Annotated in this window: 18 protein-coding genes; 1 reads left to right on the forward strand and 17 read right to left on the reverse strand. The window is 73.8% G+C overall.

Translation table 11 applies throughout. The features are described 5' to 3' along the window. Positions 1-64: 64 nt before the first annotated feature. From ACFUJ1_RS19360 to ACFUJ1_RS19440, 17 genes are all read right to left on the reverse strand, one after another. Positions 65-754: a hypothetical protein gene (locus ACFUJ1_RS19360; protein WP_378647416.1), complete on the reverse strand. Its 690-nt coding sequence runs from the start codon at positions 752-754 to the stop codon at positions 65-67. Next, a complete protein-coding gene (locus tag ACFUJ1_RS19365) occupies positions 751-1698 on the reverse strand; it encodes a hypothetical protein (RefSeq protein ID WP_378647417.1) in 948 nt (315 codons plus the stop codon). Before ACFUJ1_RS19365 ends, ACFUJ1_RS19360 begins: the two co-directional genes overlap by 4 nt. A 67-nt stretch (positions 1699-1765) precedes the next feature. Then, positions 1766-2101: a helix-turn-helix transcriptional regulator gene (locus tag ACFUJ1_RS19370; protein ID WP_357029350.1), complete on the reverse strand. Its 336-nt coding sequence runs from the start codon at positions 2099-2101 to the stop codon at positions 1766-1768. Positions 2102-2118: 17 nt separating this feature from the next. Next, positions 2119-3804, reverse strand: a complete 1686-nt coding sequence (gene eccE, locus ACFUJ1_RS19375) for a type VII secretion protein EccE (RefSeq protein ID WP_378647419.1) — start codon at positions 3802-3804, stop codon at positions 2119-2121. A 26-nt stretch (positions 3805-3830) separates the two neighbouring features. Then, positions 3831-5228: a type VII secretion-associated serine protease mycosin gene (mycP, locus tag ACFUJ1_RS19380; RefSeq protein WP_378647421.1), complete on the reverse strand. Its 1398-nt coding sequence runs from the start codon at positions 5226-5228 to the stop codon at positions 3831-3833. Further along, a complete protein-coding gene (gene eccD, locus ACFUJ1_RS19385; protein WP_378647423.1) occupies positions 5228-6742 on the reverse strand; it encodes a type VII secretion integral membrane protein EccD in 1515 nt (504 codons plus the stop codon). Before eccD ends, mycP begins: the two co-directional genes overlap by 1 nt. Continuing rightward, positions 6739-8280 (reverse strand): MinD/ParA family protein, encoded by a 1542-nt coding sequence (locus ACFUJ1_RS19390; RefSeq protein ID WP_378647425.1) that lies wholly within the window; start codon positions 8278-8280, stop codon positions 6739-6741. The genes eccD and ACFUJ1_RS19390 overlap by 4 nt, the downstream gene beginning before the upstream one ends. Positions 8281-8294: 14 nt before the next feature. Then, positions 8295-9125 (reverse strand): ESX secretion-associated protein EspG, encoded by an 831-nt coding sequence (locus ACFUJ1_RS19395; RefSeq protein ID WP_378647428.1) that lies wholly within the window; start codon positions 9123-9125, stop codon positions 8295-8297. A 20-nt stretch (positions 9126-9145) separates the two neighbouring features. Next, positions 9146-9454 carry a WXG100 family type VII secretion target gene (locus tag ACFUJ1_RS19400; RefSeq protein ID WP_378647430.1) on the reverse strand — a complete coding sequence of 103 codons (309 nt, stop codon included), beginning with the start codon at positions 9452-9454 and terminating at the stop codon, positions 9146-9148. A gap of 52 nt (positions 9455-9506) precedes the next feature. Next, positions 9507-9872 carry a WXG100 family type VII secretion target gene (locus ACFUJ1_RS19405; protein ID WP_378647431.1) on the reverse strand — a complete coding sequence of 122 codons (366 nt, stop codon included), beginning with the start codon at positions 9870-9872 and terminating at the stop codon, positions 9507-9509. A 14-nt stretch (positions 9873-9886) separates the two neighbouring features. Further along, positions 9887-11212 (reverse strand): PPE domain-containing protein, encoded by a 1326-nt coding sequence (locus ACFUJ1_RS19410; protein ID WP_378647432.1) that lies wholly within the window; start codon positions 11210-11212, stop codon positions 9887-9889. Between the two features lie 33 nt (positions 11213-11245). Then, complete coding sequence (locus tag ACFUJ1_RS19415; protein ID WP_378647434.1) at positions 11246-11572, reverse strand: hypothetical protein; 327 nt, start codon at positions 11570-11572, stop codon at positions 11246-11248. A 56-nt stretch (positions 11573-11628) separates the two neighbouring features. After that, positions 11629-15654, reverse strand: coding sequence for a type VII secretion protein EccCa (eccCa, locus tag ACFUJ1_RS19420; RefSeq protein ID WP_378647436.1), 4026 nt, complete (start codon positions 15652-15654; stop codon positions 11629-11631). Further along, complete coding sequence (gene eccB, locus ACFUJ1_RS19425) at positions 15651-17204, reverse strand: type VII secretion protein EccB (RefSeq protein ID WP_378647438.1); 1554 nt, start codon at positions 17202-17204, stop codon at positions 15651-15653. The genes eccCa and eccB overlap by 4 nt, the downstream gene beginning before the upstream one ends. 32 nt (positions 17205-17236) lie before the next feature. Then, complete coding sequence (gene eccA / locus ACFUJ1_RS19430; RefSeq protein ID WP_378647441.1) at positions 17237-18997, reverse strand: type VII secretion AAA-ATPase EccA; 1761 nt, start codon at positions 18995-18997, stop codon at positions 17237-17239. Between the two features lie 326 nt (positions 18998-19323). Continuing rightward, positions 19324-19767 (reverse strand): hypothetical protein, encoded by a 444-nt coding sequence (locus ACFUJ1_RS19435; RefSeq protein ID WP_378647443.1) that lies wholly within the window; start codon positions 19765-19767, stop codon positions 19324-19326. Further along, the gene (locus tag ACFUJ1_RS19440; RefSeq protein ID WP_378647445.1) at positions 19748-20770 is read right to left on the reverse strand and encodes a C40 family peptidase; all 1023 of its coding nucleotides are present in this window, start codon (positions 20768-20770) and stop codon (positions 19748-19750) included. The genes ACFUJ1_RS19435 and ACFUJ1_RS19440 overlap by 20 nt, the downstream gene beginning before the upstream one ends. A 169-nt stretch (positions 20771-20939) precedes the next feature. Between ACFUJ1_RS19440 and ACFUJ1_RS19445 the strand changes: the two genes are divergently transcribed. Then, positions 20940-21839, forward strand: a complete 900-nt coding sequence (locus tag ACFUJ1_RS19445; protein WP_378647447.1) for a hypothetical protein — start codon at positions 20940-20942, stop codon at positions 21837-21839. Positions 21840-21991 lie beyond the last annotated feature (152 nt).

A 21991-nucleotide genomic window follows, 5' to 3' on the forward strand; every position in this document is an offset into this window, starting at 1 on the left:
TCCTGAACGAACGAGCCGTTATATAGCGGCACGTTCAACAGTGTAACAAGCCGGGGGCGCCGCGTCACGGCATCAGCAGGCCGGCCCGGTTCAGGAAGGTCCGCGCGGCACCGGAGCCGGTGAAAGCGCTGGTCTCCAGCACCAAGCCGGTGCGCGAGTCGGCGTAGAGCACGGTCGTCGACGGGCCGACCGCGGCGTAGACGCGGCCGTCGAGCAGGACGGTCCCGCCCGCCGACCGCCACCGGCGCACGGTGGCGGCCAGCTCCTCCGGCGCGGCGAGTTCGGTGTAGAGCGTCAGCTCGCGTCCGCCTGCCAGCCCGCCGAAGAGCAGCGGGCTCCCCGCGGGCAGCACGCACCGCTCGGCGCGGCGCCCGGCGTCGGCCCGCTCGCAGGAGGTGGCGGCGGCGGCGAGCAGCTCGGGCAGCGCCTGCGCTGCCGAGACCGGTGGCGGCGGCGCCACCGCCGAGCGCAGTGGCGAGCAGGACCAGACCAGCACCGCGCAGAGCACCGCGATCAGCACGCCGACGGCGGGCAGCACGAAGCGCTGCCACTCCCCGCCGACCACGCCTGCGACCTTCTCCGCGTTCCGCACCACCTCGTGCGCGCCCTTCACCACCTCCTGCGCCCCGCGCACCGTGGTCTCGGCGACGTCGAGCGCGGCGCGCAGCGGCCCACCGCAGTGGCCGCACCTGGACTCGCCGCCCCGGCTGCGATGCGCGCAGTACTCGCAGACCAGCTCGAGCGGGCCGCTCACCGGCCGGTCACCACGACCGAGGAGATGGCGGTGGTGTTCACCGCGGCGTCCCCGCTGGATTGCAGCACGGTGAGCACGATCCGGGAGGCGCGCAGCGCGGGCCGGATCGGCGTGACCACCAGGGTGCGCTGGTTCAGCGTCTGCTGGGTGTAGACCGTGGAGTTGCCGTCGTCGAACTGGTACGAGACCCGGCTGACGGTGCGGAACTTGCTCCACTGGTCGGTCCCGTCGGCGGCGACGCTGTCCCAGCCGGGGACGATGCCGATCGAGTCCACCTCGTAGCTGCGGCCCAGGTCGATGGTCAGCACTTGGCCGTCCACCTTGTAGGCGCGCACGCAGGACCACGCCTTCTCCGGCAGCCCGCTGAACGCGTCCATCGCCGCCGTGCTGCCCGGCGGGCACTTGGACTGGGCCGATTTCACCTCGATCGGCTCGGTGAGCGGCACCGCGGAGGTGCTCGGCGCGGTGGTCAGCGGCGGTGCGGTGACCACGAGCGTGCCGACCGTCGCCTGCTCGTCGGTGCGGCCGCCGGTGGTGACGAGCGTCAGGATCAGCGCGAGGGCCAGCGCCGCGGCCGCCGCGACGGCCACCTTCGGCCTGCGCAGCAGGGCGAGCCCGGCGGCGAGCGGCCGCTCTGCCCTCGGCTGCCGGGGCGGCTCGGGCTCCGGGTCGGGCTCGGGGCTCGCGGTCTGCTCGGAGCGCGCGACGCTGGAGAGGCCGGGCGGCGGCTCCGGGTCGTACTGTTCGCCGTTGAGCAGCGCCAGGATTCGCTCGCTGGCCTTCGGCCCGCGGGCGCCCCGCGGCGCCGAGACCGGCCCCGAGTGCTCCGGATCCGGGTCCGGCGCGCCGCGGCCCGGCCCCGCGAGCGCCGGATCGGCGAGCAGGGTGTCGAGGAGCAGCGCGCGATGGTGGAGAAAGACATCTCCCGAGTCCTCGTCGGGCATGTCGCAGAGCGTATCCGGGCGGCTCCGGCCCCGGCTCGGGCGACATTCCCGCCGGTGGGAACCGGCCTCACTCGGAGAGGAAGTACTCCTGCGGCACGTCGAAGACCCGGGCGAGCGCGATCACCAGGTCGAGCCGGGGGATGGCGTCGCCGTGGATCAGCCGGTACAGCCCCGACTGCGAGACCGGCACGTCCGGGTAGGCCAGCTCCAGGTGCCTGGCCAGCGAGTACAGGGTCAGCGATCGGGTCGAGCCGTCCTCGGTGGAGACCACCGACTCCGCGATCAGATCCGACAGCCTGCGGGAGAAGATGGCCGCCGCCGCCTGGCGCGGCGTCAGCGCGGCCCCGTCACCCGGCGTCTCCGCCGCGTCGCCGGGGGAATCCGCTGCCACGGAAATAGTCATAGCGCCTGCGCACCTCGTCAGCTCACGCGACGTCCGCCGGTCGGCGGGATCGCTCGGGGGACAGTGGAACCGGCGGGCGCGCTCGGTGTGCGCGGGCCGTCGGCGGGATCGACGTAGCGGGTTTCGCCGCGTGGTTCGATGAGCTCGACCCGCACTGTACGCATCGGGATGCTCACGTCCACCGCGGTCGCGCTGACCTGGGTGATGGCCAGGTCGGCCGAGCGCTGGCGCGGGCCGCCCGGCTCGTTGATCGTCACGGTGGTCGGCGCCTCGGAGCCGTGCGGCGGGAGCTGGTCGAAGACCGCGATGGTCGCGGGCGGCTCCCGGTGCGAATCCGGTTCGGCCGCATAGGCGTCGACCAGCCGCAGCGACCGGTCGTCGCCCACCGCGGCGACCAGCTGCTGCCAGCTCTGCGGCCGCGCGGTGTGCACCTCGATGTCGGCGCCGACGACCATGGCGCGCAGCACGATCTGCTGCGCCACCGGCAGCACGGCGTGCACGTCGACGGCCCGGCGGCGCGGGTTGTAGCGGGCGGGGTCGAAGAGCGGGAGCGCGAGGCTGTGCCGCGGCTGTCCGCTGATCGCCCCCAGGATCTGGCCGTTCGGCCCGATCGGCAGCGCGAGCCGCGAAACCACCTCGGCCGGGGCGACATCGGCGCCGGACTCCGCGCCGCGCAGCTCACCCACCGCGACGACGCCGGGCAGCGTGGCGAGCAGCGCGACGGACTGCGCGCCGCCGAGCGGGCGCAGGTACTCCGGCAGCGCGCTGGAGACCGGCGGGCCGACGTAGCGCACCAGCGCACGCGGCCCGGCCGCCGCCGCGGAGAGCCCGATGACGAGGGTGGTGTGGCCGCGGCTCCAGGACCAGCAGTCGTCCAGCCCGGTCTCGCCGAGCCGGGGCCAGTCGATGGCGAAGCTGGTCACGCTGCGTCCGGGCACCGACGACTCGAGCTGCCGCCAGGTCTCGCGCAGCTCGTCGAGCTCGACCCCGGCGTGCAGCGACCGGATCGCCTCGCGCAGCGCGCCCGCGGGCAGCGCGTGCGCCGCGATCCCGCGCTCGCGCAACCGGTTCGCGATCCGGTGCGCCGCGGTCGCCAGCGCCTGTGGCCCGGTCACCTCGACCCGGCCGCGCCGCGCCAGCGCGACCAGGTCGCGCCGCTGGTCGAGCCGGACCACCAGCCAGGTGCGGCGGTCGCCGACCACCGGGTGGGTGCCGATCAGCTGGTCGTAGAGCATGCTGTAGCCGCCGTCGGCGCGGACCCGGCGCCCGGTGGTGACGACGTCGATGTCGACGCCGACGCCGAACTGGTCGAGCATCGGGTACAGCTCGGCGATCCCGATGGTGTCCTCGGTGTAGAGCGACGCCTCGGTGACCACGGTCGGCAGGTCGAGGTTCGGGGCGAGCTGGATCATGGCGACCAGCACGCCGTCCCGCCCACCGATCCCGCAGACGCCCGCGGGCACCGCGACGTCGGTGATCGGCAGTGGCGCGGCGCGGGCCGCCGCCCTGTCCGCGTGGCCGGCGCGGTAGGCGATCCGGTCGAGCAGGACGCGCACCCCGGTGCGGCCGCCGACCCGCACGGTCACCAGCGCCAGCAGCGCACCGCAGACCAGCGCGACCACCCACCACGGGGTGTGCGCCGAGAGCAGGACCAGCGGCGGTCCGCCCGCGATCACGATGGTGGCGAAGGGAACACGCTCCACACCTCCGATCCGCAGCGATGGGAAGGTCACCGGCGCCTCCGGCGCACCGCGCTCGCGCCCGCCGCGCCGCCCGCCCCGAGCAGCACCGCGGCCAGCACGACCACCGTGGCGGCGACCGCGGGCACCGGGTCCGCCGGGCGCGGCGGCACCGGCATGGTGAACGGGGTGCCGCGGAACAGCCCGGCGGGCGGCCGCGGCGGACTCCGGTAGCCGAGCGCGGCCACCGGGTCGATCAGCCCGGCGCCGACCGCGTTGTCGATGCCGCGGGCGGGCGCGTGCGCGCTCGCCTGCAGCCGCGCCGCGATCTCGGCGGGGGTCTCGTTCGGGAAACGGGAGCGCAGCAGCGCCGCGACCCCGCTCACGTAGGCCGCGGCGAACGAGGCGCCGCCGACCGGCACCAGCTTGTCCGGCGAGCCGACCCCGTTGACCAGGCCGCTGCCGCCGGGGCCGAGCGACTCCACCCCGGTGCCCGGCGCCGCCACCGAGATCCACGGCCCGGCCAGCGAATCCGGCATGGGCACGCCGGTCGCGGTGGTGAAGCCGACGGTCAGCACGGTGGGGGCGAACCAGCCCGGGGTGGCGATGGTGCGCACCTTCTCCCAGTTGCGCGGGTCACCGGGGCGGGCCGGGTCGATGGCCGGGTTCTGCTCCTGGCAGCCGGTGCTCCCGGTGTTGCCGGCACCGGCCACGATCAGCGCGCCGCGCACGTGCACGGCGTGCCCGATCGCCGCGGAGAGCATGGCCTGGTCGAGCTGCTGCTCCACCGGCATGCAGATCGGCAACGACACGGTGATCACGCCGGCGCCCTGGTTCGCCGCCCTGGTGATGGCCCGTGCCAGCGTCCTGATCTCGGCCGCGGCGCGCTGGGCCTGGTCGAAGCTGCCGCCGTCCGGCACGAAGGCGCCGGAGTGGTGCCGGATGGAGATGATCCGCGCGTCCGGGGCGACGCCGGTCAGCCCGTCCGCCGGGTCGTCGGCGGCGCCGATGATCCCGGCGACCAGGGTGCCGTGCGCGTCGCAGTCGGAGAGGCCGTCGCCGCCCGGGGTCACGTAGTCGCCGCCGCCGATCAGGTTGGGCAGCCGGGGCTGCGGCTGCACGCCGGTGTCGATCACCGCGACGGTGACCCCGGCGCCGCGGCTCAGCGCCCGCGCGCGATCCAGGTCGAGCGCCTCCTCCGGCGGTGGGGTCCTGGTCAGGTCGCTGTCCGGCAGCACGCCCGCGGCCAGGCAGCCCTTGTCCTGCTTGACCGGGAACTCGGGGCCGGGCGGGTCGTCGGCGGGCGGGGAGCCGATCACCACCTCCGGCGGCGCCAGCGCGCCAGCGGGCGCGGCGGTGGTCGCCAGCACGCTCGCCGCGAGCGCGGCCAGCGCTCCCCTGCCGACCCGGCCGGGCAGCGTGCGACCGCGGTGCCCGGTCAGCCGCATCACAGGCTCCGCATGGCGGTGTAGATGCCCATGATCCAGCAGGCGATCACCGGGACGACCAGGATCAGCGCGTACTCCAGCAGGTCGATCATCCGCCGGGTGACCGGCGAGAGCCGCCTGCCCGGCAGCCGGAGCGCGGCCACGCACCCGGCGCAGGCGAGCAGGGTGACAACGACGGCGACCACCAGGTCGGCGCCGGGCGTGCGGTAGGTGTCCGCGAGCTGGATGCCGATCGCGGCCACCACCGCCGATGCCGCGGTGAGCAGCGCGATCGCCTGCACCCGGTCCGGGAACCAGCGCGAGCGCAGCGCCAGGATGCCCGCGACGGCCGCGGCGAGCACCAGCTCCCTGATCCCGCCCGGCGCCGCCGCGGCGGTGCAGACGACCGCGGTGGCGAGCACCGCGGAGACGGCGGCGATCAGCCCGCGCAGGCTGGTGACCGCGAGCCGGGCCCGCGCCTCGATCCCCGGCTCGGCGGTCGCGCGCGGGTGGTCGCCCTCCTCGACGGCGCGGCCGGTCTCGGCGTCGAACAGGTCGGTGAGCGTGGCAGGCGCCACCTCGGTGCCGGGGTCGGGCAGGTCCGGCGGGCGGATCCGGGCGATCACGACGGCGAGCCGGGGCGCGGCGGTCAGCAGCACGATGCCGACGAAGGCGGCGCCCGCGCTGACCTGGGCCACCGCGAGGTTCAGGTAGGTCAGCGGCAGCGCCGCGCAGGCGAGCACCGCGCCCGCGACGGTGATCGCCGTGAGCGTCGCGGTGCCGATGCCGGTGAGCCGCAGCATGGTCGCGGCGGCGACCGCGGCCACCACCGCGCCCGCCGCGAGGTTGGCGGCGGCGAACGGGCCCGGCTCGCCGTAGGCGGGCGGCACCAGCATGGCGCCGCCTGCGAAGAGCAGCGGGATCGAGGCGAGGGTCAGCCCGAGCGGGAGCCGCGGCGGGGCGGCCCGGCGGAACGCGAGCACGGCGGCGCCCCAGCAGGCCAGCCCGAGCAGCAGCGCGGGCAGCGCGCACCACCAGAGCGACCCGGAGGCGAACCAGGAGCGCGCGAGCAGCGTCGCCACCGCGGTCGCGCCCGCACCGAGCGCGGCCAGCCCGACGACCGTCGCGGTGCCTGGATCGAACTCGGCGAACTCGCGCTCGTTGATCTGCGCCAGCGCGTCGGTGATGTCCTCCACCACCGGGGTGAAGACCTCGGCGGACTCGATCGCCGCGAGCATGAGCACGGTGCCGTCGGCGATGTCGTGGTCGGCCAGGCTGCGCCAGCGCGGCATCGGCGGCTCGCCCGGCCTGGCCAGGCTCCACTGCCCCTGCGGCGGAACGAAATCCACGCCCTCGTCGTCGATGGCGGCGGCCAGCACGGCGAGCAGGTCGTCGATGAAGGTCTCGATGGTGAACCTGGTCGGCACCACCACGTCCACCTGGTAGGTCGCCACCAGCACCGCGATCCGGGCGCGGGCCACCTCGGCCGGCGCCTGCGTGGTGACCGGAGCGGGCGGCGCGACGGCCGTGCTCATCGCCACCCGCCCTGGTGGCCGGGGAAGCCGTCGGCCAGCTCGGCGGCGAGCTCCTCGAAGGCGGCGGCGGTCTCGCCGTTCAGCAGCCGCAGGTCGATCTCGCCGCCCTCGGCCAGGTGCGCGTCGTAGGGCAGCACCCGGGTGGGGCGCTGGGCGGTCGCGAAGAGCTGCTCGATGGCCTCCACCTCGACGGTCGGCTTGGCGGGCTGGTGGTGCACGATCGCGACGATCGAGCTCGCGACCAGGCGGCCGAGGCCGTGCGAGCCGAGCCAGTTCAGGGTGGCGACGGCGCCGGTGACGCCGCCGACGGTCGCCGGGGTGACGACGACGACGGCGTCGCTGGCGCGCAGCACGGTCGCCGAGGCGGAGTCCAGCACGCCGGTGCCGCAGTCGACGAGCAGCAGGTTGAAGTGCCTGCGCAGCACCTCGACGGTGGTCGTGTACTCGGGGCCGGAGAGCGGCTCGGTGGCCTCCGTCGTCCACGGCGAGGCGAGGACGGCGAGGTCGGCGGTGTTGATCGAGGTGAAGGACTGCACGGCGGAGAAGGCGTCCAGGTCGGGGGCCTGGGCCAGGTCGCGCAGGGTGAGGCCGTAGGGGTGGCGGCTGGTGCGGGTGGCGAGGTCGCCGAAGTCGGGGTTGGCGTCGATGGCGACGACCCGGTCCGGGCGCAGCGCGGCGAAGGTGGAGCCGAGCGCGGCCGCGGTGGTGGTGCGGCCGACGCCGCCCTTCACGCTCACCACGGCGATCTGGTACGTGGAGGTGAGCTGGCGGCGGATGCGCGCGCGGCGCTCCTCGATCCGCTGCTCGGCCGGGGAGAGGCCGAGCTTGAAGCCGACCTTGTTCAGCGCGCCGCGCATGCCGGTGGTGGAGCGGAGCTTGGCGCGGTTCGCGGCGGCGATGTCGGCGAGCAGGTCCATCGAGGTGAGCGTCGCGGGCAGTACCTCGATCCGCTGCGCCGCTTCGGCCGCGCGGTCGTAGCGCTGCGGGACCAGCGGGCTCGGCTCCGCCACGCCGTACTCCGCGCGCCTGCGGGCCGCTGTCTGGGCCCGGGACGGCGCGGTGTACCGCCGGATCTCGGCCCGCGATTCGCCGGGTTCCGCTGCCGAGCGGGTGGATTCGATCACGAGCGACGGCTCGGGGGGCGGGGCCCACGAGTTCTGCTCCGGCACGTCGAACCCGGCCGCTGGGCGCGGCGCCTCGACACCGGCGACCAGCACGCCACGCGGCCCGTCGTGGCCGGAATCCGCTGCGGTGCGGGTTCCGTCGTGGCCGGAGGCCGATTCTGGCCGCGGTCCGTCGGCGCCGGGAGCCGAGGTCTCCGGGACCTGCGGCGGGGAGGGTGGGGCGACCGCGGCGGACTGGGCGAGCAGGCGGGCGGCGTCCGGCACCTGGAAGGGCTCGGCGGGCACCGGCGCGGGCGGCTCGCCGTCACCCGCCGGGGGCGGGGCGGCCAGCGCGACGTCCGGCTGCGCGAAGTACGCGTCGTAGCCGCCGAGCGGCCGGACCGACTCGGTCGAACGGCCGTTGGTGCTCGGCATCCGATTCCTCTCTCTCACTGAATCCGGCTGGTGTCGAACCAGCTCCGCCCGGGCAGCAGCTCCAGCAGCGCCGCCACCCCCGCGTGCACCGCGGCGTCGTCGCCGGGCGCGAAGGTGGACCTGACCCGCCCGTCCAGCGCCAGGTGCGGAACGACGACGAGCCGCCCGGAGACGGTGTCCAGGACGGTCAGGCAGACCTCGGTCTCGATCGAGCCGCCGTCCCGGTGCTGCACCGCGACGATCTCGGCCCGGCGCACCACCTCGTCCAGCACCCGGGTCAGCACCCCGGCGCTGTGCGGGTTCGCGCCGAGCTCGAGCAGCGCCGCTCGCCGCTCGATCGGGTCGCCCGGCACCGCCTCGAACTCCGCCAGGTCGGCACTGACCGGCTCGAACCGCACCGCGGGCAGGTAGCCGAGCGCCGCGGTCAGCGCCGCGGTGACGTTCCGCAGCTCGCGCCCGCCCTGGAACACCGGCTGGATCACGATGCTGTCCTCGCAGCGCAGCGCGAGCACGTGCTCGCGCGCGCTGCGCACCAGCGAGAACCGCAGCATGGTCCGGTCGCCGCCGGTCCGCCCGGTGTCGACGATCCGCGCCACCAGCTCGACGTCGGGCCGGTGCAGGCAGTGCAGCCAGCGCTCGACCACCGGGTGCACGGCGCCGCCGACCAGGATGCCGAGCTCGCCGAGCTCGGCCGCGACGGCGACCCGCACCCGGTGCCGATCGTCCGGGTCGTAGATGTTCGGGAGCACGGCCAGCACCGGGGGGTAGGACTCGATGCCGGCCAGCTCCTGCAGCAGCAGCGCCGCGTCGACGTTCAGGTCGACCGCGACGGGGTCGCTCTCCACGAACGGATGCCCTCCGCGAGCTACACGCCCAGGAAGCGGTTGCCCTGGGCGATATCGGTCTCGTGGTGGATACCGCCGGTGTTGACGTTCTGCACCAGCTTGGCCTTGACGTTCTTCACGCTGCCGTCGTAGGCGGTCAGCTTGCTGTCGAAGTTCGCCATGACCGTTTCGTAGCCGGTGCCGCCGGAGCCCTGGAATTCCTGCAGCAGCTGCTGGTAGATCTGCCGCAGGTTGGCGGTGTTCGTCTCCATGGCCGCGACCAGGGAGCCGACATTGCCGGTGGCCGCGTCCGCGGCGCTGAAATTGACGTGAATGGGCTTACCGCTCATCGGTTCGCCGCCTTTCTGGTGATCGGTGTTCGATGACCGCCGGATGCGCCGGTCAGAAATTCATGTTCAGCTTGGAGCCGCCGCCGAAACCGGCGCCGGTGTCGAGCTTTCCGTCGGTGCCGAGGTCCCGGTAGAACTGCCCGGCGGAGTCGAGATCCGCCGCGTCGAAGTTGGCGCCGACGGCGGTCATCGCGTCGATGATCTCCTGCAGCGTCCCGGCCAGCGTCTTGCCGGAGCTGTACGCCTGGCTCATGGCCTGGTAGATGGCGTCACCGGTCTGGCCCTGCACGGCGGCGTACAGTTCGTCCTGCGCGCCGGACAGCCCCTTCAGGTGGCTCTCCAGCTCACCGAGCCCGGCCGCCGTCTTCCCCGCCGACGCCTGGATCGATTCGGGGCTGACATTCATCAAAGTTGCCACTGTGGTTCCTCTCTCTAGTGGTCGTAGGCCGATTCGAGAACGCCGACCGAGTACTGCCGGTCGGCGGCGAAGCGGTCCTCCTGCGGGTCCTCGTCGTACTCGATGACGCCGAAGACCGGCATCTCCTCCAGCAGCGGCACACCGAGATCGCCGCCGGGGACGTAGACGGCCACATCGCCGTCCCGCTCCTCGTCCCGACGCCTGCGCATCGTCGCCCGCGGCGCGGTCACGCCGCGCGGCGCCTGCCTGCTCACCGGGGCCGCCGACGGCGCGGCAGGCGCGGCGCCGAAGGCCGTGCCCGCGCCGGGGGTCCAGGTGCGCGGCATCCGGAAGCCGGTGGCGGAGCCGGCCAGCGCGCCGAGCCCGCCGGTGATCAGCCCGAGCCCGCCCGCGGTGGCGAGCGCGCCGCCGTTCAGCGCGGCGAGGGTGCTGGAGTACGGCGAGGTGCCGAGGAAGCCGTGCTGGTCGAGTACCTCGCCGCCGCCGGAGCCCGCGTCCGCCAGCGAGTCGGGCAGCCCGGCGCCCGCGCGCTCGACGTCGCCGAGCGCCTGCGCCGGATCGCCCGGCGCCTGCGGCGGTTCGGTGGGCGGGTTCGTGATGTCGGTGCCGGGGTTGGCCCCCGGGTCGCCCGGCTGGGTGACGTCCTTCGGCCCGGTGTCGCCGCCGCCGTTGTCGCCGCCGCCGGTGTCACCGCCGCCCCCGGTGTCGGCGAGCTTCTCCAGCCGGACGCCGGTGTCGTCGGTGCCGCCGATGCCGTCGCCTGCCAGCTCGCCGAAGGTCTGCAGCGCCTCGTACCCGATGCCGAGCGTGGTGATCGGCGGCGGTGGCACCGGCGGCGGCAGTGCCGCGGTGGCGCTCAGCGCCGCCGCCGCATAAGCCTCCATGACCATGGCCGCATCGACCCACAGCGCCAGGTACACCGCCTCGTTCGCGGCGATGGCCAGCGCGTTCTGCCCCATCGAGTTGCTGGCGGCGAGGGCGGCCGACGCGGCGCGGTTGGCCAGGATCACCCCGAGCGGCGGCATCGCGAACTCGGCCGTCGCACAGGCCTCGGCCACCGCCGCCGCGCTCGTCGCGGCCGCGGCCGCGACCTGGGCCTGCTGCTCCAGCCAGGTCGAGTGGTTGCGGAAGGCGCGCTGCGCCCGGCTCGCGGCCGGGCCGCGCCAGGTGGTCTCCAGCGCGCCCATCGCCCCCGCGGACTCGGCCGCCATGGTCATCAGCGCGACGGCGGCGAGCGCGTACGACTCCGCCACCGCCGCCATCGGCAGCGGGCCGGGGCCGAGCAGCATCCGGGCGGAATTCACCTCGGGCGGCAGCGCGCCGAATCCCAGCAATGGCATGATGCCTCCGATTCCTTCCGCGCTCGAATCGGCCTATTTGCCGAAACGCGCGCCCGCGGCGGCGGTCGAGACGCCGCCCGCGATATCGGTGGTCTCGTACCCGGTGCTCACCGGGAGCAGGACCTGGTGGCCGTCGCGCAGATAGGTGGCGCCGCCCTGGTTGCAGCCGGCGAACGGAATCTCGAAGGACTGGAAGACCATCCCGCAGGCCGCCATGACCGGTTCCGGGGTGGCGGTGACGGCGAGCGCGGTGGTGGTGGCCGCGTGCGTCGCCTCCAGCGCGGCGCTCAGCGCGGCTTCGGCGGCGGCGAGACCACCGCTGGTCACGACGAGATGTTCCGGAGTTACGTCGACAGTCATGAGAACTCCTAGTGAAGCGGGGGTGTCGACCCGTACCGGGCGGTACAAACAGAACGTTAAGGCATTCCCAACTCTGGGAATTCGTCCGGCGGAATCCACGCGGACTGCACGAGGTCCTTCCGGGAATGCAGCGGCTCGACCAGAATTCCGCGGCCGACGGGTTGTTTGGTCGCCTTCACGTCGCCGATCAGAATGCCGTCCAGCTTGGAGCCGTCCATGATGAATCCGGAGGAGTTCAGATTCTTCATCTGGCCGAGCACGCTGTCGTACATCGCGGTGTCGGCCTGCGCGACATTGCGCGCGACCACGACGTGCAATCCGGTGTCGCGGCCGTCGACGATGAGATCCTTCAGCGGCTCCAGCGGATTTCGCGCGCCGCGCTGCGCGACCATGTGGTAGTCGTCAACGACGACGAAGATCTCCGGCCCGCTCCACCACGAGCGCTCCCTGAGCTGCTGCGAGGTGACGCCGTCCGGCGCGCGGCGGGCGCGCATCCGCTCGGCGAAGGCGGGCAGGTTGTCGACCGCGTCGCGCTCGCTGGTCAGGTAGCCGACCAGCTGCTCCTCCGGCAGCGCGTCCATGTGCTGTCTGCGGTAGTCGACCAGCAGCACCCTGGCCTGCGCGGGGTCGAAGCGCTGCCGGATCGAGGCGAGCAGCGCGCCGAGCACCGTCGACTTCCCGGACCCGGAGGAGCCGAGCACGATCAGGTGCGTCGAGACGCCGAAATCGATGCTGGCGGCGGAGAGGTCGGACTCCCGGATGCCGAAGGGCACCCGCAGCCGCTCGGCCGGCGTGGCGGGCGCGGGCAGCCCGGCCCCGATCTCGGCCAGCGTGACCCGCGCGGGCAGCAGCTTGACCTCGGGCGCGTGCCGCTCCCGGTACTGCGCGCCGAGCAGGTCGACCGCGGCGGCCAGCCCGGCGCCCGCGGTCTCGACGTCGCCGGAGCCGTCCACCCGGGGCAGCGCGACCAGCATGTGCAGCCCGTCGGCGGTGATGCCGCGGCCGGGCCGCTCGGCGGGCACCGCGGCGACCGCGGCGCGGTGATTGCCGAACACGGTGTCGGTGAGGTCGCCGAGGCGCAGCTCGATCCTGGTCTGCAGCAGGTCCTTGACGGCGGGGCGGATCGCGACCCAGCGCGAGCTGCTCACCATGAGGTGCACGCCGAAGTTGAGCCCCTGCAGCGCGATCGACTCCATCAGCGGCAGGTACTCGTCGAAGTACGGGCCGTTCACCGCGAAGCCGATGTCCCAGCCGTCGACCACGACGAAGACGTCGCCGTGCTGGTCGCCGCGGGCGGCGAGCTCGGCCGCGCCCGCCGCGGTGCCGCGCCGCCTGCGGAACTCGCGCATGGAGTCGATGCCGAGCTCGGCGAAGAGCATCTGCCTGCTCGCGATCAGAGTGGTGAGCAGCGCGAAGGTGCGCCGGATCCGGTCGCCGTCGCGGGACGAGGCGATCGAGCCGACGTGCGGCAGCCTGCGCAGCCCGGCGAGCCCGCCGGAGAAGTCGAGGCAGTAGAACTGGGCCTGCTCCGGGGTGTGCGTCAGCGCGGCGGAGAGCACGAGGGTCTGCAGCGTGGTCGACTTGCCCGACTGCGGCCCGCCGACGACGGCGACGTGCCCGCCCGCGCCTGCCAGATCGACCGACCAGATGTCCTGGCGCTGCTGGCGCGGCCGGTCGACCAGCGCGACCGGCAGCTGCAGCGCGCCCGGCTGCACCGTCGGGACCATGCGGTCCAGGGTCTGCGGGACCAGCAGCGGCGGCAGCCACATGGCGTGCGCCCGCCTGCCGTGCCCGGCCAGCTGCTGCAGCGCCGTCTCCATCACGGTCACCGGGTCGCCGGACTCCGGCTCCGGCGCGACCGGTTCCGGCTCGACGGCGGGGGGGCGGTGCTCGGCGATCACCCCGGAGACGAAGAGCTGCGGCGGCCGGTAACCGCCGCCCGCCCGCCGCACCCGCTGCGCGCCTGCCGCGCTCTGCACCGGCGCCGCGTAGGGCGCGCCGACGTAGGCGGCCTGGAAGCGCTGCAGCTCGCCCGCCCCGACCCGCAGGTACCCGGCGCCCGGCTTCTTCGGCAGGTGGTAGGCGTCGGCGGTGCCGATGGCGTCGCGGGAATCGCTGGTCTGGTTGGTGCGCAGCGCGATCCGGTAGGACAGGTGCGCCTCCAGCTCGCCCATCCGGTTGGCGGGCACCTTCTGCGAGGCGAGCAGCAGGTGGATCCGGAGCGAGCGGCCGAGCCTGCCGATCGCGACGAAGAGCTTGGCGAAGCCGGGGTACTGCTCCAGCAGCTCGGCGAACTCGTCCAGGATGATCAGCAGCGTCGGCAGCGGGGCCAGCTCGGCGCCCTGCTCCCTGGCCCGCTCGTAGTCGGCGACGCTGGCGAAGTTGCCCGCGTCGCGCAGGATGCGCTGGCGGCGGGCCATCTCGCCGTTGATCACGTCCTCCATGCGGGTGACGAGATCGGCCTCCTCCTCCATGTTGGTGACCACCGCGGTGACGTGCGAGAGCCGGTCGAAGCCGAGGAAGGTGGCGCCGCCCTTGAAGTCGACGAGCAGCAGGTTGAGCAGGTCCGGCGGGTGCGTCGCGACGGCCGAGAGGACCAGCGTGCGCAGGAACTCCGACTTGCCGGAACCGGTGGCGCCGATGCACATGCCGTGCGGCCCCATCCCCTCCTCGGCGGACTCCTTGATGTCGAGGTGCACGATGCCGCCTGCCGGGTCGTGGCCGAAGGGAATGTTCAGCCGGGTGCGGTCGGCGTCCCGGCGCTGCGGCCACTGCCGCAGCACCCGGATGTCGCCGGGGTCGGCGATCCCGACCAGCTCCTCCCAGCTGGTCCCGGTGCCCGCCTGCTCGGCGGCGACCGCCTCGACCACGGTGGTCAGCCGGTACGGCGAGAGGGTGCGGGCGAGCGCGCGCACCGCGGGCGCCGACATGGTGTCGGCGGTGCCGACCGGGCGCGGCCCGCGCGCACTCAGCTCGCGCAGCGCGCCGTCGGCGGCGACGGTGAAGCGCAGCGCGCGCGGCAGGTACTGCTCGGCGGCGCCGATCCGGATCCAGGTGCAGCCGTCGGTGCCGGAGATGTCCCGGTCGGTGGCGGCGCCCGCGGTCTCCACCAGCAGCAGGTAGTGCTGGCGGTCCAGCGTGGGCTGGGAGTTGGCGGAGAACGGGCCGCGGTTCAGCCCGGCGAGGACCTTGGCGCGCAGCTCGCTCACGGTCCGGTAGATCATCCGGCCCGGCCCGATGGCGTCGGTGTCGGCCGGGTGCTGGGTGTGCGGGAGCCACTTGAGCCAGGCCCAGTGCTCGGCGTCGGGGTCGGTGAGGACGGCGGCCACCGCGACCTGGTCCGGGCCGTGCAGCACGACGGCCTCGGCGATCATCGCCCTGACCAGCCCGGCAACCGCCTCCGGGTCGCCCTCCAGGCCGAGCTGTGGCGCGGAGAGCAGGTTGATCGCGACCGGCATCCCGCCGACCGTCGAGTACGCCTTGGCGAACCGGGTCAGCTCCACCACGCCGACCGGGTCCAGGTCGGAGGTGGGCGCCGCCTCCGGCACGATCACCCGCACCTGGTTGGCGATCCGCCCGCGCCCCACCCGCACCCGCAGGAACTGCGGGTGCGCCACCTGCACCTCCCACATCCGCTTGCCGCCGATCAGCCTGGTCAGCGCGGCGGGGCCGGGGTGGGTGTACTGCAGGAACTCGAAGAGCTCGGCCTCGGAGCCGTGCACCGTCCTGCGGTTGTCGGTGAGGCTGCGCAGGTAGTCCTTGCGCTCCTCGTTCAGGCTCGCCGCGCCGCCGGACGAGTTGCCCGCCATCGAGCCGCCCATCATGCCGAACATCGAGACCATCATCATGACCGGGAAGAGCATGGCCATCGGCGAGCTGCCGATGCCGCCGCCGCGGACCATGATCACGACCATGCCGCACATGGCCGCGACCATCACCACCGGCATGATCATCTTGAGCCGCGAGGGCGGCACCGGTTTCGGCAGCTCGGTGGGGGGCTGCAGGCGCAGCTCGGTCACCGCGGGCACCTTCGGCCCGCGCACCATCCGGGCGGGCCGCACGAAGCGGCGGGTCACCGTCACGACGGACCTCCGAAGCCGGCCACCAGCTGATCCGGTGGGATGCCGTCGTGCATGACGCGGGCGTCGCGCTGCGAGAGCGTCGGCCCGACGGCGAACAGCGAGACGATGTGCCAGGGCGCGGGCACCGGGGTGCGCAGCGCGAGCGCGGTCAGCGTGGGATCGGTGCCGCTGCCGGTGAGCGCGGCCTCGACCCCGTAGCGGACCCCGCTGTCCGAGATCCAGTACAGCGATTCGCGCAGCGGCGACCCGGTGTCGGCGCCGGTCACCTGCACGAACCGGCCGGTGTCGCGGGGCAGGTGGGCGGCGTCGGCGGTGCTGCCGCCGGAGGCGGGCGCGGTCACCAGCGAGACCGTGCGGCGCTGCTCATCGGCGGAGAGCGGGAGCCCGGTGCCGACCAGGAGCTCGGTGACGGCGGCCGGGTCGCGGTCGGTGCGCGACCAGTGGTAGCAGCTCACCCCGATCCGTTCGGGGTCGACCAGCCGCACCGGCTTGGCCGGGTAGCTCGCGGTGCCCGGCCAGGTGCCCGGCCGCAGGTTGGCCGCGAGCACGTCGGGGCCGATGGTCCGCGCCGAGGCCGCGCCGTGCGCGTCGGCATTGCGGACGACGGCGGCGAGCAGCGCCGTCACCCGGACCAGGCCGTCCCTGGCGACCAGGTAGTACGCGGCGGGCTGGTCCGGCGCGGAGGTGGTGAGCACCGAGCCGACCGGGATGGTGAGCCCGGAGTTCAGCGTGACGACCTCGCCCGCCCCCGGCACGTCCGGCACGGTCAGCGGCGGCGCCTCGGGGATGGCGCCGATCAGCCCCTTCGAGACGGCGAGCACCGGCGCGGCGGCATCGATGCCGAGGGCGAGCGCGACCGCCGAGTTCTTCGGGTCGATGGCGGCGCGCACGACGCCGCGCTCGCCGTCGGTGTAGACCAGCCAGGTGGTGGTGTCGTCGCGGAACAGCCTGGCCTCGTCCGCGGCGAGCCCGCGCACAACGGTGCCGTCCACCGTGAGCTGGCCGCCGATCGCGGTGGTGTGCGGGGCGGAGAGCCGCGCCGTCGGCAGCCCGGTGCTCGGGTCGACCTGGGCGGTGGCGCCGCTGCGCGAGGTGTCGCAGACCGTCCAGGAGGAATCCCGCTCGGCGTTGTCGGCGATGGTGCCCGGAGCACCGGGGATGCCGACCCAGGGGCCGCGCGGGTACTTCGCCAGCTCGTCCTTCGAGACCGGGACCGGCTTGTCCGCCGAGCCGATGATGAGCCGCGCCGAGGTCAGGTTGAGCGCCGGGTGCAGCCGGTCGCCGATCCGGACGAAGAGCGCGCCGGAGTCCTTCTCGGAGACGATCTTCGCGTCCGCGACCTTCTTCGCCGGTTTGAAGAACGACAGCACCGCCGCGCCCGCGACCACAACGCAGGCCAGCGCGACCCCGATGGAGAGCGCGGTGGAGCGGCCGCGCTGCGGGTCGTCGATCATCGAGGCGTCCCGGCGCACCAGCGCGTGCTCGATGCGGCGCAGCAGGAACCGCCACCCGGAGATCTGGTGCTTGGTCACCACCCGGAAGCGCGCCACCGCTCACTCCCCCCGCGGCGCCGGGCGCCGGTTCACGCCCGCGCCACCGGGGCGAGGCCCTCCAGCGCGCCGGCGACATCGAGCACGTCGATGGTCATCAGCTCCTCGTCGGTCATGGCGAGGACGTCGATATTGGTGCGGGTGAAGCGGTAGTCGCGCTCGGACTCGGCGGCCTCGACCACATTGCGCACGAAGCGGCCGTTGCCCGCCAGGTCGATCAGCCTGCGGCCGTCCTTCCGGTTCGCGGCCAGGTGCGCGCAGCGCTCGCGGAGCGCCTCGCGCGCCTCGCCGGAGAGGATCGAATCCTTCTTGCGCGCGATGTGATCGGCGATCCGGACCAGCTCGTCCGCCTCGTAGCTGGCGAACCGGATCCGCTTGGTGAAGCGCGAGGCGAGCCCCTCGTTGGAGGCGAGGAAGCGGTCGATCTGGTCCTCGTAGCCCGCGATGATGACGACCAGTTTGTCCCGGTCGTTCTCCATCCGGGCCAGCAGCGTGTCCACCGCCTCCTTGCCGAAGGCGTCGCCGCCGGAGAGCCCCTCCTGGATCAGCGTGTACGCCTCGTCGATGAAGAGCACCCCGCCGAGCGCGGAGTCGATGAGCGCGTTGGTCTTCGGCGCGGTGTGGCCGAGGTGGGTGCCGACCATGTCGTTGCGGGACACCTCGATCACGTCGGCGTTCTCCACCACGCCGAGCCCGGCGAAGATCTTCGCGATCACCCGCGCGATCGTGGTCTTGCCGGTGCCGGGCGGGCCGGAGAAGATCAGGTGCTGCGACCTGGCGTCCACCGCAAGGCCGCGCTTGGCCCGCACCTGGTCCATCAGCACTCCGGACTTGAGCCGGTCCACCTGCTCCTTCACCGAGTCCATGCCGATCTGCGCCTGCAGCAGCTCGGAGGCCTCCGTGAGCAGCGTGTCGCGCTCGGCCTTCGCGGCCGAGGCCGCTGCCTCCGCCGGGTCCAGACCGGTGGACGGATCCCAGACGTCGGTGCGCGAGGCGATGATCTCGGCGGTGGCGACCTCCAGCCGGAATCCCTTGTCCTGCAGCGCCTGCTGCCACTCCGGGCGGTCCGGCCAGAGCGCCGAGCTGCGCAGCCCGCCGAGGATGCGGTCGGCCTCCTCGTGGTCGCCGTTGTGCCGCAGCAGCATGCCGTGCAGGTAGTGCGCGTCGGCCCAGATGTAGGAGAGGTTGCCGGAGCGGCTGTCGTCGACGATGCGCTGGGCCCGGGAGAGCGCCTCGCCGGTGCGGCCGGTGTGCGCGAGCGCGGTCGCCGCCATGAGCTCGGCGGCGATGTCGAGCAGGCCGTCCTCCAGCACCGGGCGGGCGGTGCGCGCGGCGAGCACGTCCGGCCAGCGCTTGGTGCGGAAGTACAGCGACATGCGCACGAAGTCGGCGATGTCGTCGCTCGGGACGCTCTCCAGGATGGTGGCCGCCTCGGCCCACTCGCCGTCCGCGGCGTAGGAGCAGGCCTGCGCGACCGAGATCTGGTCGCGGTCGGCCATCGCCACCCGCAGCCCGTACATCCCGATCTCCACCTGGCACCACAGCGCGCGGTCGACCAGCCCGGCGCGCTGCTGATCGCGGTACAGGTTGTGCACCGAGCGGAACGCGCCGTAGATCACCTCCGGGGTGACCTCGCCCGCCATCGCCCGGCCCAGCCAGGCATCGCACATATCCGGATCGAGATCGGTGGCCGCCCGGAACGCGGCCCTCGCATGCTCTTCATTGCGCGCCGCACCGGTGACCAGTCCCAGATTCTGAACCCCGGTGTAGAACGCGTCCTCGGCCGCTGACAACTCGGATTTTCCTTCCGCCGATCTCGCCTGCGAGAACGATAGGTTCCGGCCGGGGTCGACCGGCGCCGCGCGCTTCCCACGGCTGGGAAGCAGTTATATGACGTCTCATAGGTGTACGTCGTTGCATGTGCCGTTATTCAAGTGTAAGGTTTGCGGCGGATCGGTCAGACCCTCATCCTGCCGATCCGCACACCGGCGGTTACCGGTGACGCCGGCACGGCATCGGTAACCACCGGAACCCCTCTCAGGACGCGGGCGGATCCCGCTTCCGACCGCGGAGACCGGTGGTGTCGGACGCCACCGGTCTCCGTCGGCGTTTCCGGGGTTCAGCCGTTCTCGTCGCGGGAGCGGACCGAGGGGACGGTGACGCTCGGTGCGGGGCGGTGGGTCCGCCAGGGGGTGCGGGGGCGTTGCCCGGTCACGGGGGTTTCGACATTCGCCGGGGTGCGCGGGGGTCTGCGCCAGGGGGTGTGCTTCGCCCGTTTCCCCTCCGCTCCCTCGTCTTCGGGTGACGGCGCACTCGCGAGCGGAGGCGCGCCGGTCTCTGATTTCGCGACCACCCCGCTTCCGGCGCGGTCCAGTGCCGCGACGACCCCGGCGAGCACCGACACCTGCCGGAGCAGCTCCTCGAGCAGCCGCACGCGGTGCCGCACCGCATCGGCGTCGATGTGCCGCACCGGCGCGCGCACGCCGTCCTCGTCCGGCGCCGGGTACGGCACGCCGATGAGGTCGAGCAGGAAGGCGGCCTCGTCAGGCATCTCGATCGGCACGCCCGGCTCCCCCGGCGGGCAGCACCCGGATGATGATCGCCTCGTCCGGCATGGCCGTCCGCTGCACCTTCTGACCCGGTGTCGGCGCCTCCACCACCGTGTTGCGGTCCACCGCCAGCTGCACGTGCTCGGGCCCGCGGGCGCTGAACGAATCCTTCGGGAACACCAGGTCACCCGGCTGCACCTGATCGATCGGCACCTGCCTGCCGCTGTAGATCTGGTCGTAGGTGGTGCGCGGCAGGATCACCTCGCCGCCGGAGGCCTGCGCGATGGCGTACTGGGTCAGCCCGGAGCAGTCGAAGCCGCCGCCGGTCGGGCCGCTCGCGCCGCCGCCGCCCCACACGTAGTCCAGCCCGATCTGGCCGAAGGCCGCCTGCACGGCGGCGCTGCCCGCGGTGCCGTCGTCGCGGAACGTCCCCGGCACGACCGGGTTCCTGCCGCGGCCCGAGCGGGTGGCGGTCCCGGTGCGGGAGCGCGAGCGGTGGGCGGAGCGCGAGCGGTTGCGCCTGCGCCGCGAGGCGGGGGCGCGGGTGAACTTCTGCAGCGGCACGTCCGGCGGCATGATCTGCGCCGCCTGCTTGCGGGCGGCGGCCACGTCGGCGTCGACCTGGCGCACGGCGTTGCCGACGGTGGTGTGCGCGGCGTCGAGCAGCGCGGGGCCGGAGAACCTGGCCCCGCCGAGCGCGGCGAGCGCCTGCACCCGGCTGCGGAAGTCGGCGAGCTGGTCGGTCAGCCGGGAGCGGCCGTGCACGGTGCCGTCGCCGGACTCCCCGACGGCGGTGCCGACCACGCCGTCGCGTCTGCTGTGCGAATCGGCGATCGAGCTGCGCATCCCCTCGGCGTGCGAGTACCCCGCCGCGGCCGCGCCCGCCACCCGGGAGCCATCGGTCGCCGCCGCGTACGCGGGCCCGGCCACCCGGTTCGCGTCGGGGCTGCCCGCGCCGTACAGCTCGAGCATCGAGCGCAGCACCCCGTCCACATCGCCGCTCAGCGTCGGCGCCATTCGACCGGCTCGCCCTCGCGCGGTGCGGACCATCTCTCGATTCGCATCCGCTCATTGTGGAGAGGCCGGGCTCGCGACCATTCCCAATCCTGGGGGTGCCCGGTTTTGCCCGCATTCCCATCGGGGAGAAGCCGGGAGAATGAACGGGATTCGAGGAAGGTGGTTCGTAATGGCCGTCGACGCCGCGAAAACCGGCACCGAGGATGCCGCGACGATCGCCGCGACGCCGCTGATGACGCTCGCCGCGGGCAAGAACTATTGGCCGGTGAAGCTGGTGCGGCCGCCGGGCGGCTCGCCCGGGCTGCTCGCCTTCGTCGCGCTGGCCGAGATCGCCATCCAGACCGCGGTCGACCTGCTCGGCCGCGGCATGCCGAAGCCGCCGCCCAAGGTCGACGACCTGCTGCAACCGGTGGTGTTGGAGAACATCGGCAAGGGCAAGGGCGTCGACGAGTACGAGAAGGCGCTCACCGCGGTCCAGGCCCGCCAGACCACCCTGCTCACCCTGGACACCCAGGTGCTGAAGACCTCGGTGGTGGTCGCCGCCGAGCAGAACGAGACGCTGCGGGCGATCAAGACGATCGTGGCCGAGCTGAACGCCGCGCTCACCGCCGCAGGCAAGGCGAAACTGCAGCCCGCGCAGGAGAAGGCGCTGCTGAAGAAGGTGGCGGACGCCGTCGACGCGGTCTACGACAAGGTCGAGGCGGTCGCCAAGCTCAACGAGGACATGGCGGGCGGGGACAAGAGCGGGGGCGGCGCCAAGCAGGTGTCGACCGGCGGGGCCGCGTCGGGTGGCGGCGGTGGCGGTGGCGACGGGGGGCTCGGCGGGATCCTGCCGATACTCGCCATGCTGCCCATGGCGGCGATGCCGCTGATCTCGCAGATTCCGGAGCTGCTCGAGCAGCAGGAGGAGAAGCGGAAGGAAGCAGAGGAGGAGGCGAAGAAGGATCCGGCCGGAACGGCCGATCCGAACGCCACCGGCTCCGATCCGACCGTGCAGGCCGGGCAGCCGGGCGGGCCGCCGCAGCCGGTGATCGCCGAGCCCATCCCGGACCCCACCGCGGTGGTCTAGGTCCCGTCCCGACGGTCCGAGGCAGCGCAGGCGCTGTGCTGCGCGCGGGCCGGCGGCGCCGCGCCGCGGTGCACCCCACGTTCTTCGACACCCCCATGATGGCGGGCGTCCTGGACGACCCGGCCGGGCGCGCGGTGTGGGGCGAGCGCTGC

It is taken from the genome of Nocardia sp. NPDC057227 (genome assembly GCF_042669725.1).
Lineage (GTDB): Bacteria > Actinomycetota > Actinomycetes > Mycobacteriales > Mycobacteriaceae > Nocardia > Nocardia asteroides_A.

Excerpts from the sequence above, each read along its gene's own strand:
- ACFUJ1_RS19365 (WP_378647417.1), bottom strand. The coding sequence starts at position 1,698 with ATGCCCGACGAGGACTCGGGAGATGTCTTTCTCCACCATCGCGCGCTG.
- ACFUJ1_RS19370 (WP_357029350.1), bottom strand. The coding sequence starts at position 2,101 with ATGACTATTTCCGTGGCAGCGGATTCCCCCGGCGACGCGGCGGAGACG.
- mycP (WP_378647421.1), bottom strand. The coding sequence starts at position 5,228 with ATGCGGCTGACCGGGCACCGCGGTCGCACGCTGCCCGGCCGGGTCGGC.
- eccD (WP_378647423.1), bottom strand. The coding sequence starts at position 6,742 with ATGAGCACGGCCGTCGCGCCGCCCGCTCCGGTCACCACGCAGGCGCCG.
- ACFUJ1_RS19390 (WP_378647425.1), bottom strand. The coding sequence starts at position 8,280 with ATGCCGAGCACCAACGGCCGTTCGACCGAGTCGGTCCGGCCGCTCGGC.
- ACFUJ1_RS19400 (WP_378647430.1), bottom strand. The coding sequence starts at position 9,454 with ATGAGCGGTAAGCCCATTCACGTCAATTTCAGCGCCGCGGACGCGGCC.
- ACFUJ1_RS19410 (WP_378647432.1), bottom strand. The coding sequence starts at position 11,212 with ATGCCATTGCTGGGATTCGGCGCGCTGCCGCCCGAGGTGAATTCCGCC.
- ACFUJ1_RS19415 (WP_378647434.1), bottom strand. The coding sequence starts at position 11,572 with ATGACTGTCGACGTAACTCCGGAACATCTCGTCGTGACCAGCGGTGGT.
- ACFUJ1_RS19440 (WP_378647445.1), bottom strand. The coding sequence starts at position 20,770 with ATGGCGCCGACGCTGAGCGGCGATGTGGACGGGGTGCTGCGCTCGATG.
- ACFUJ1_RS19445 (WP_378647447.1), top strand. The coding sequence starts at position 20,940 with ATGGCCGTCGACGCCGCGAAAACCGGCACCGAGGATGCCGCGACGATC.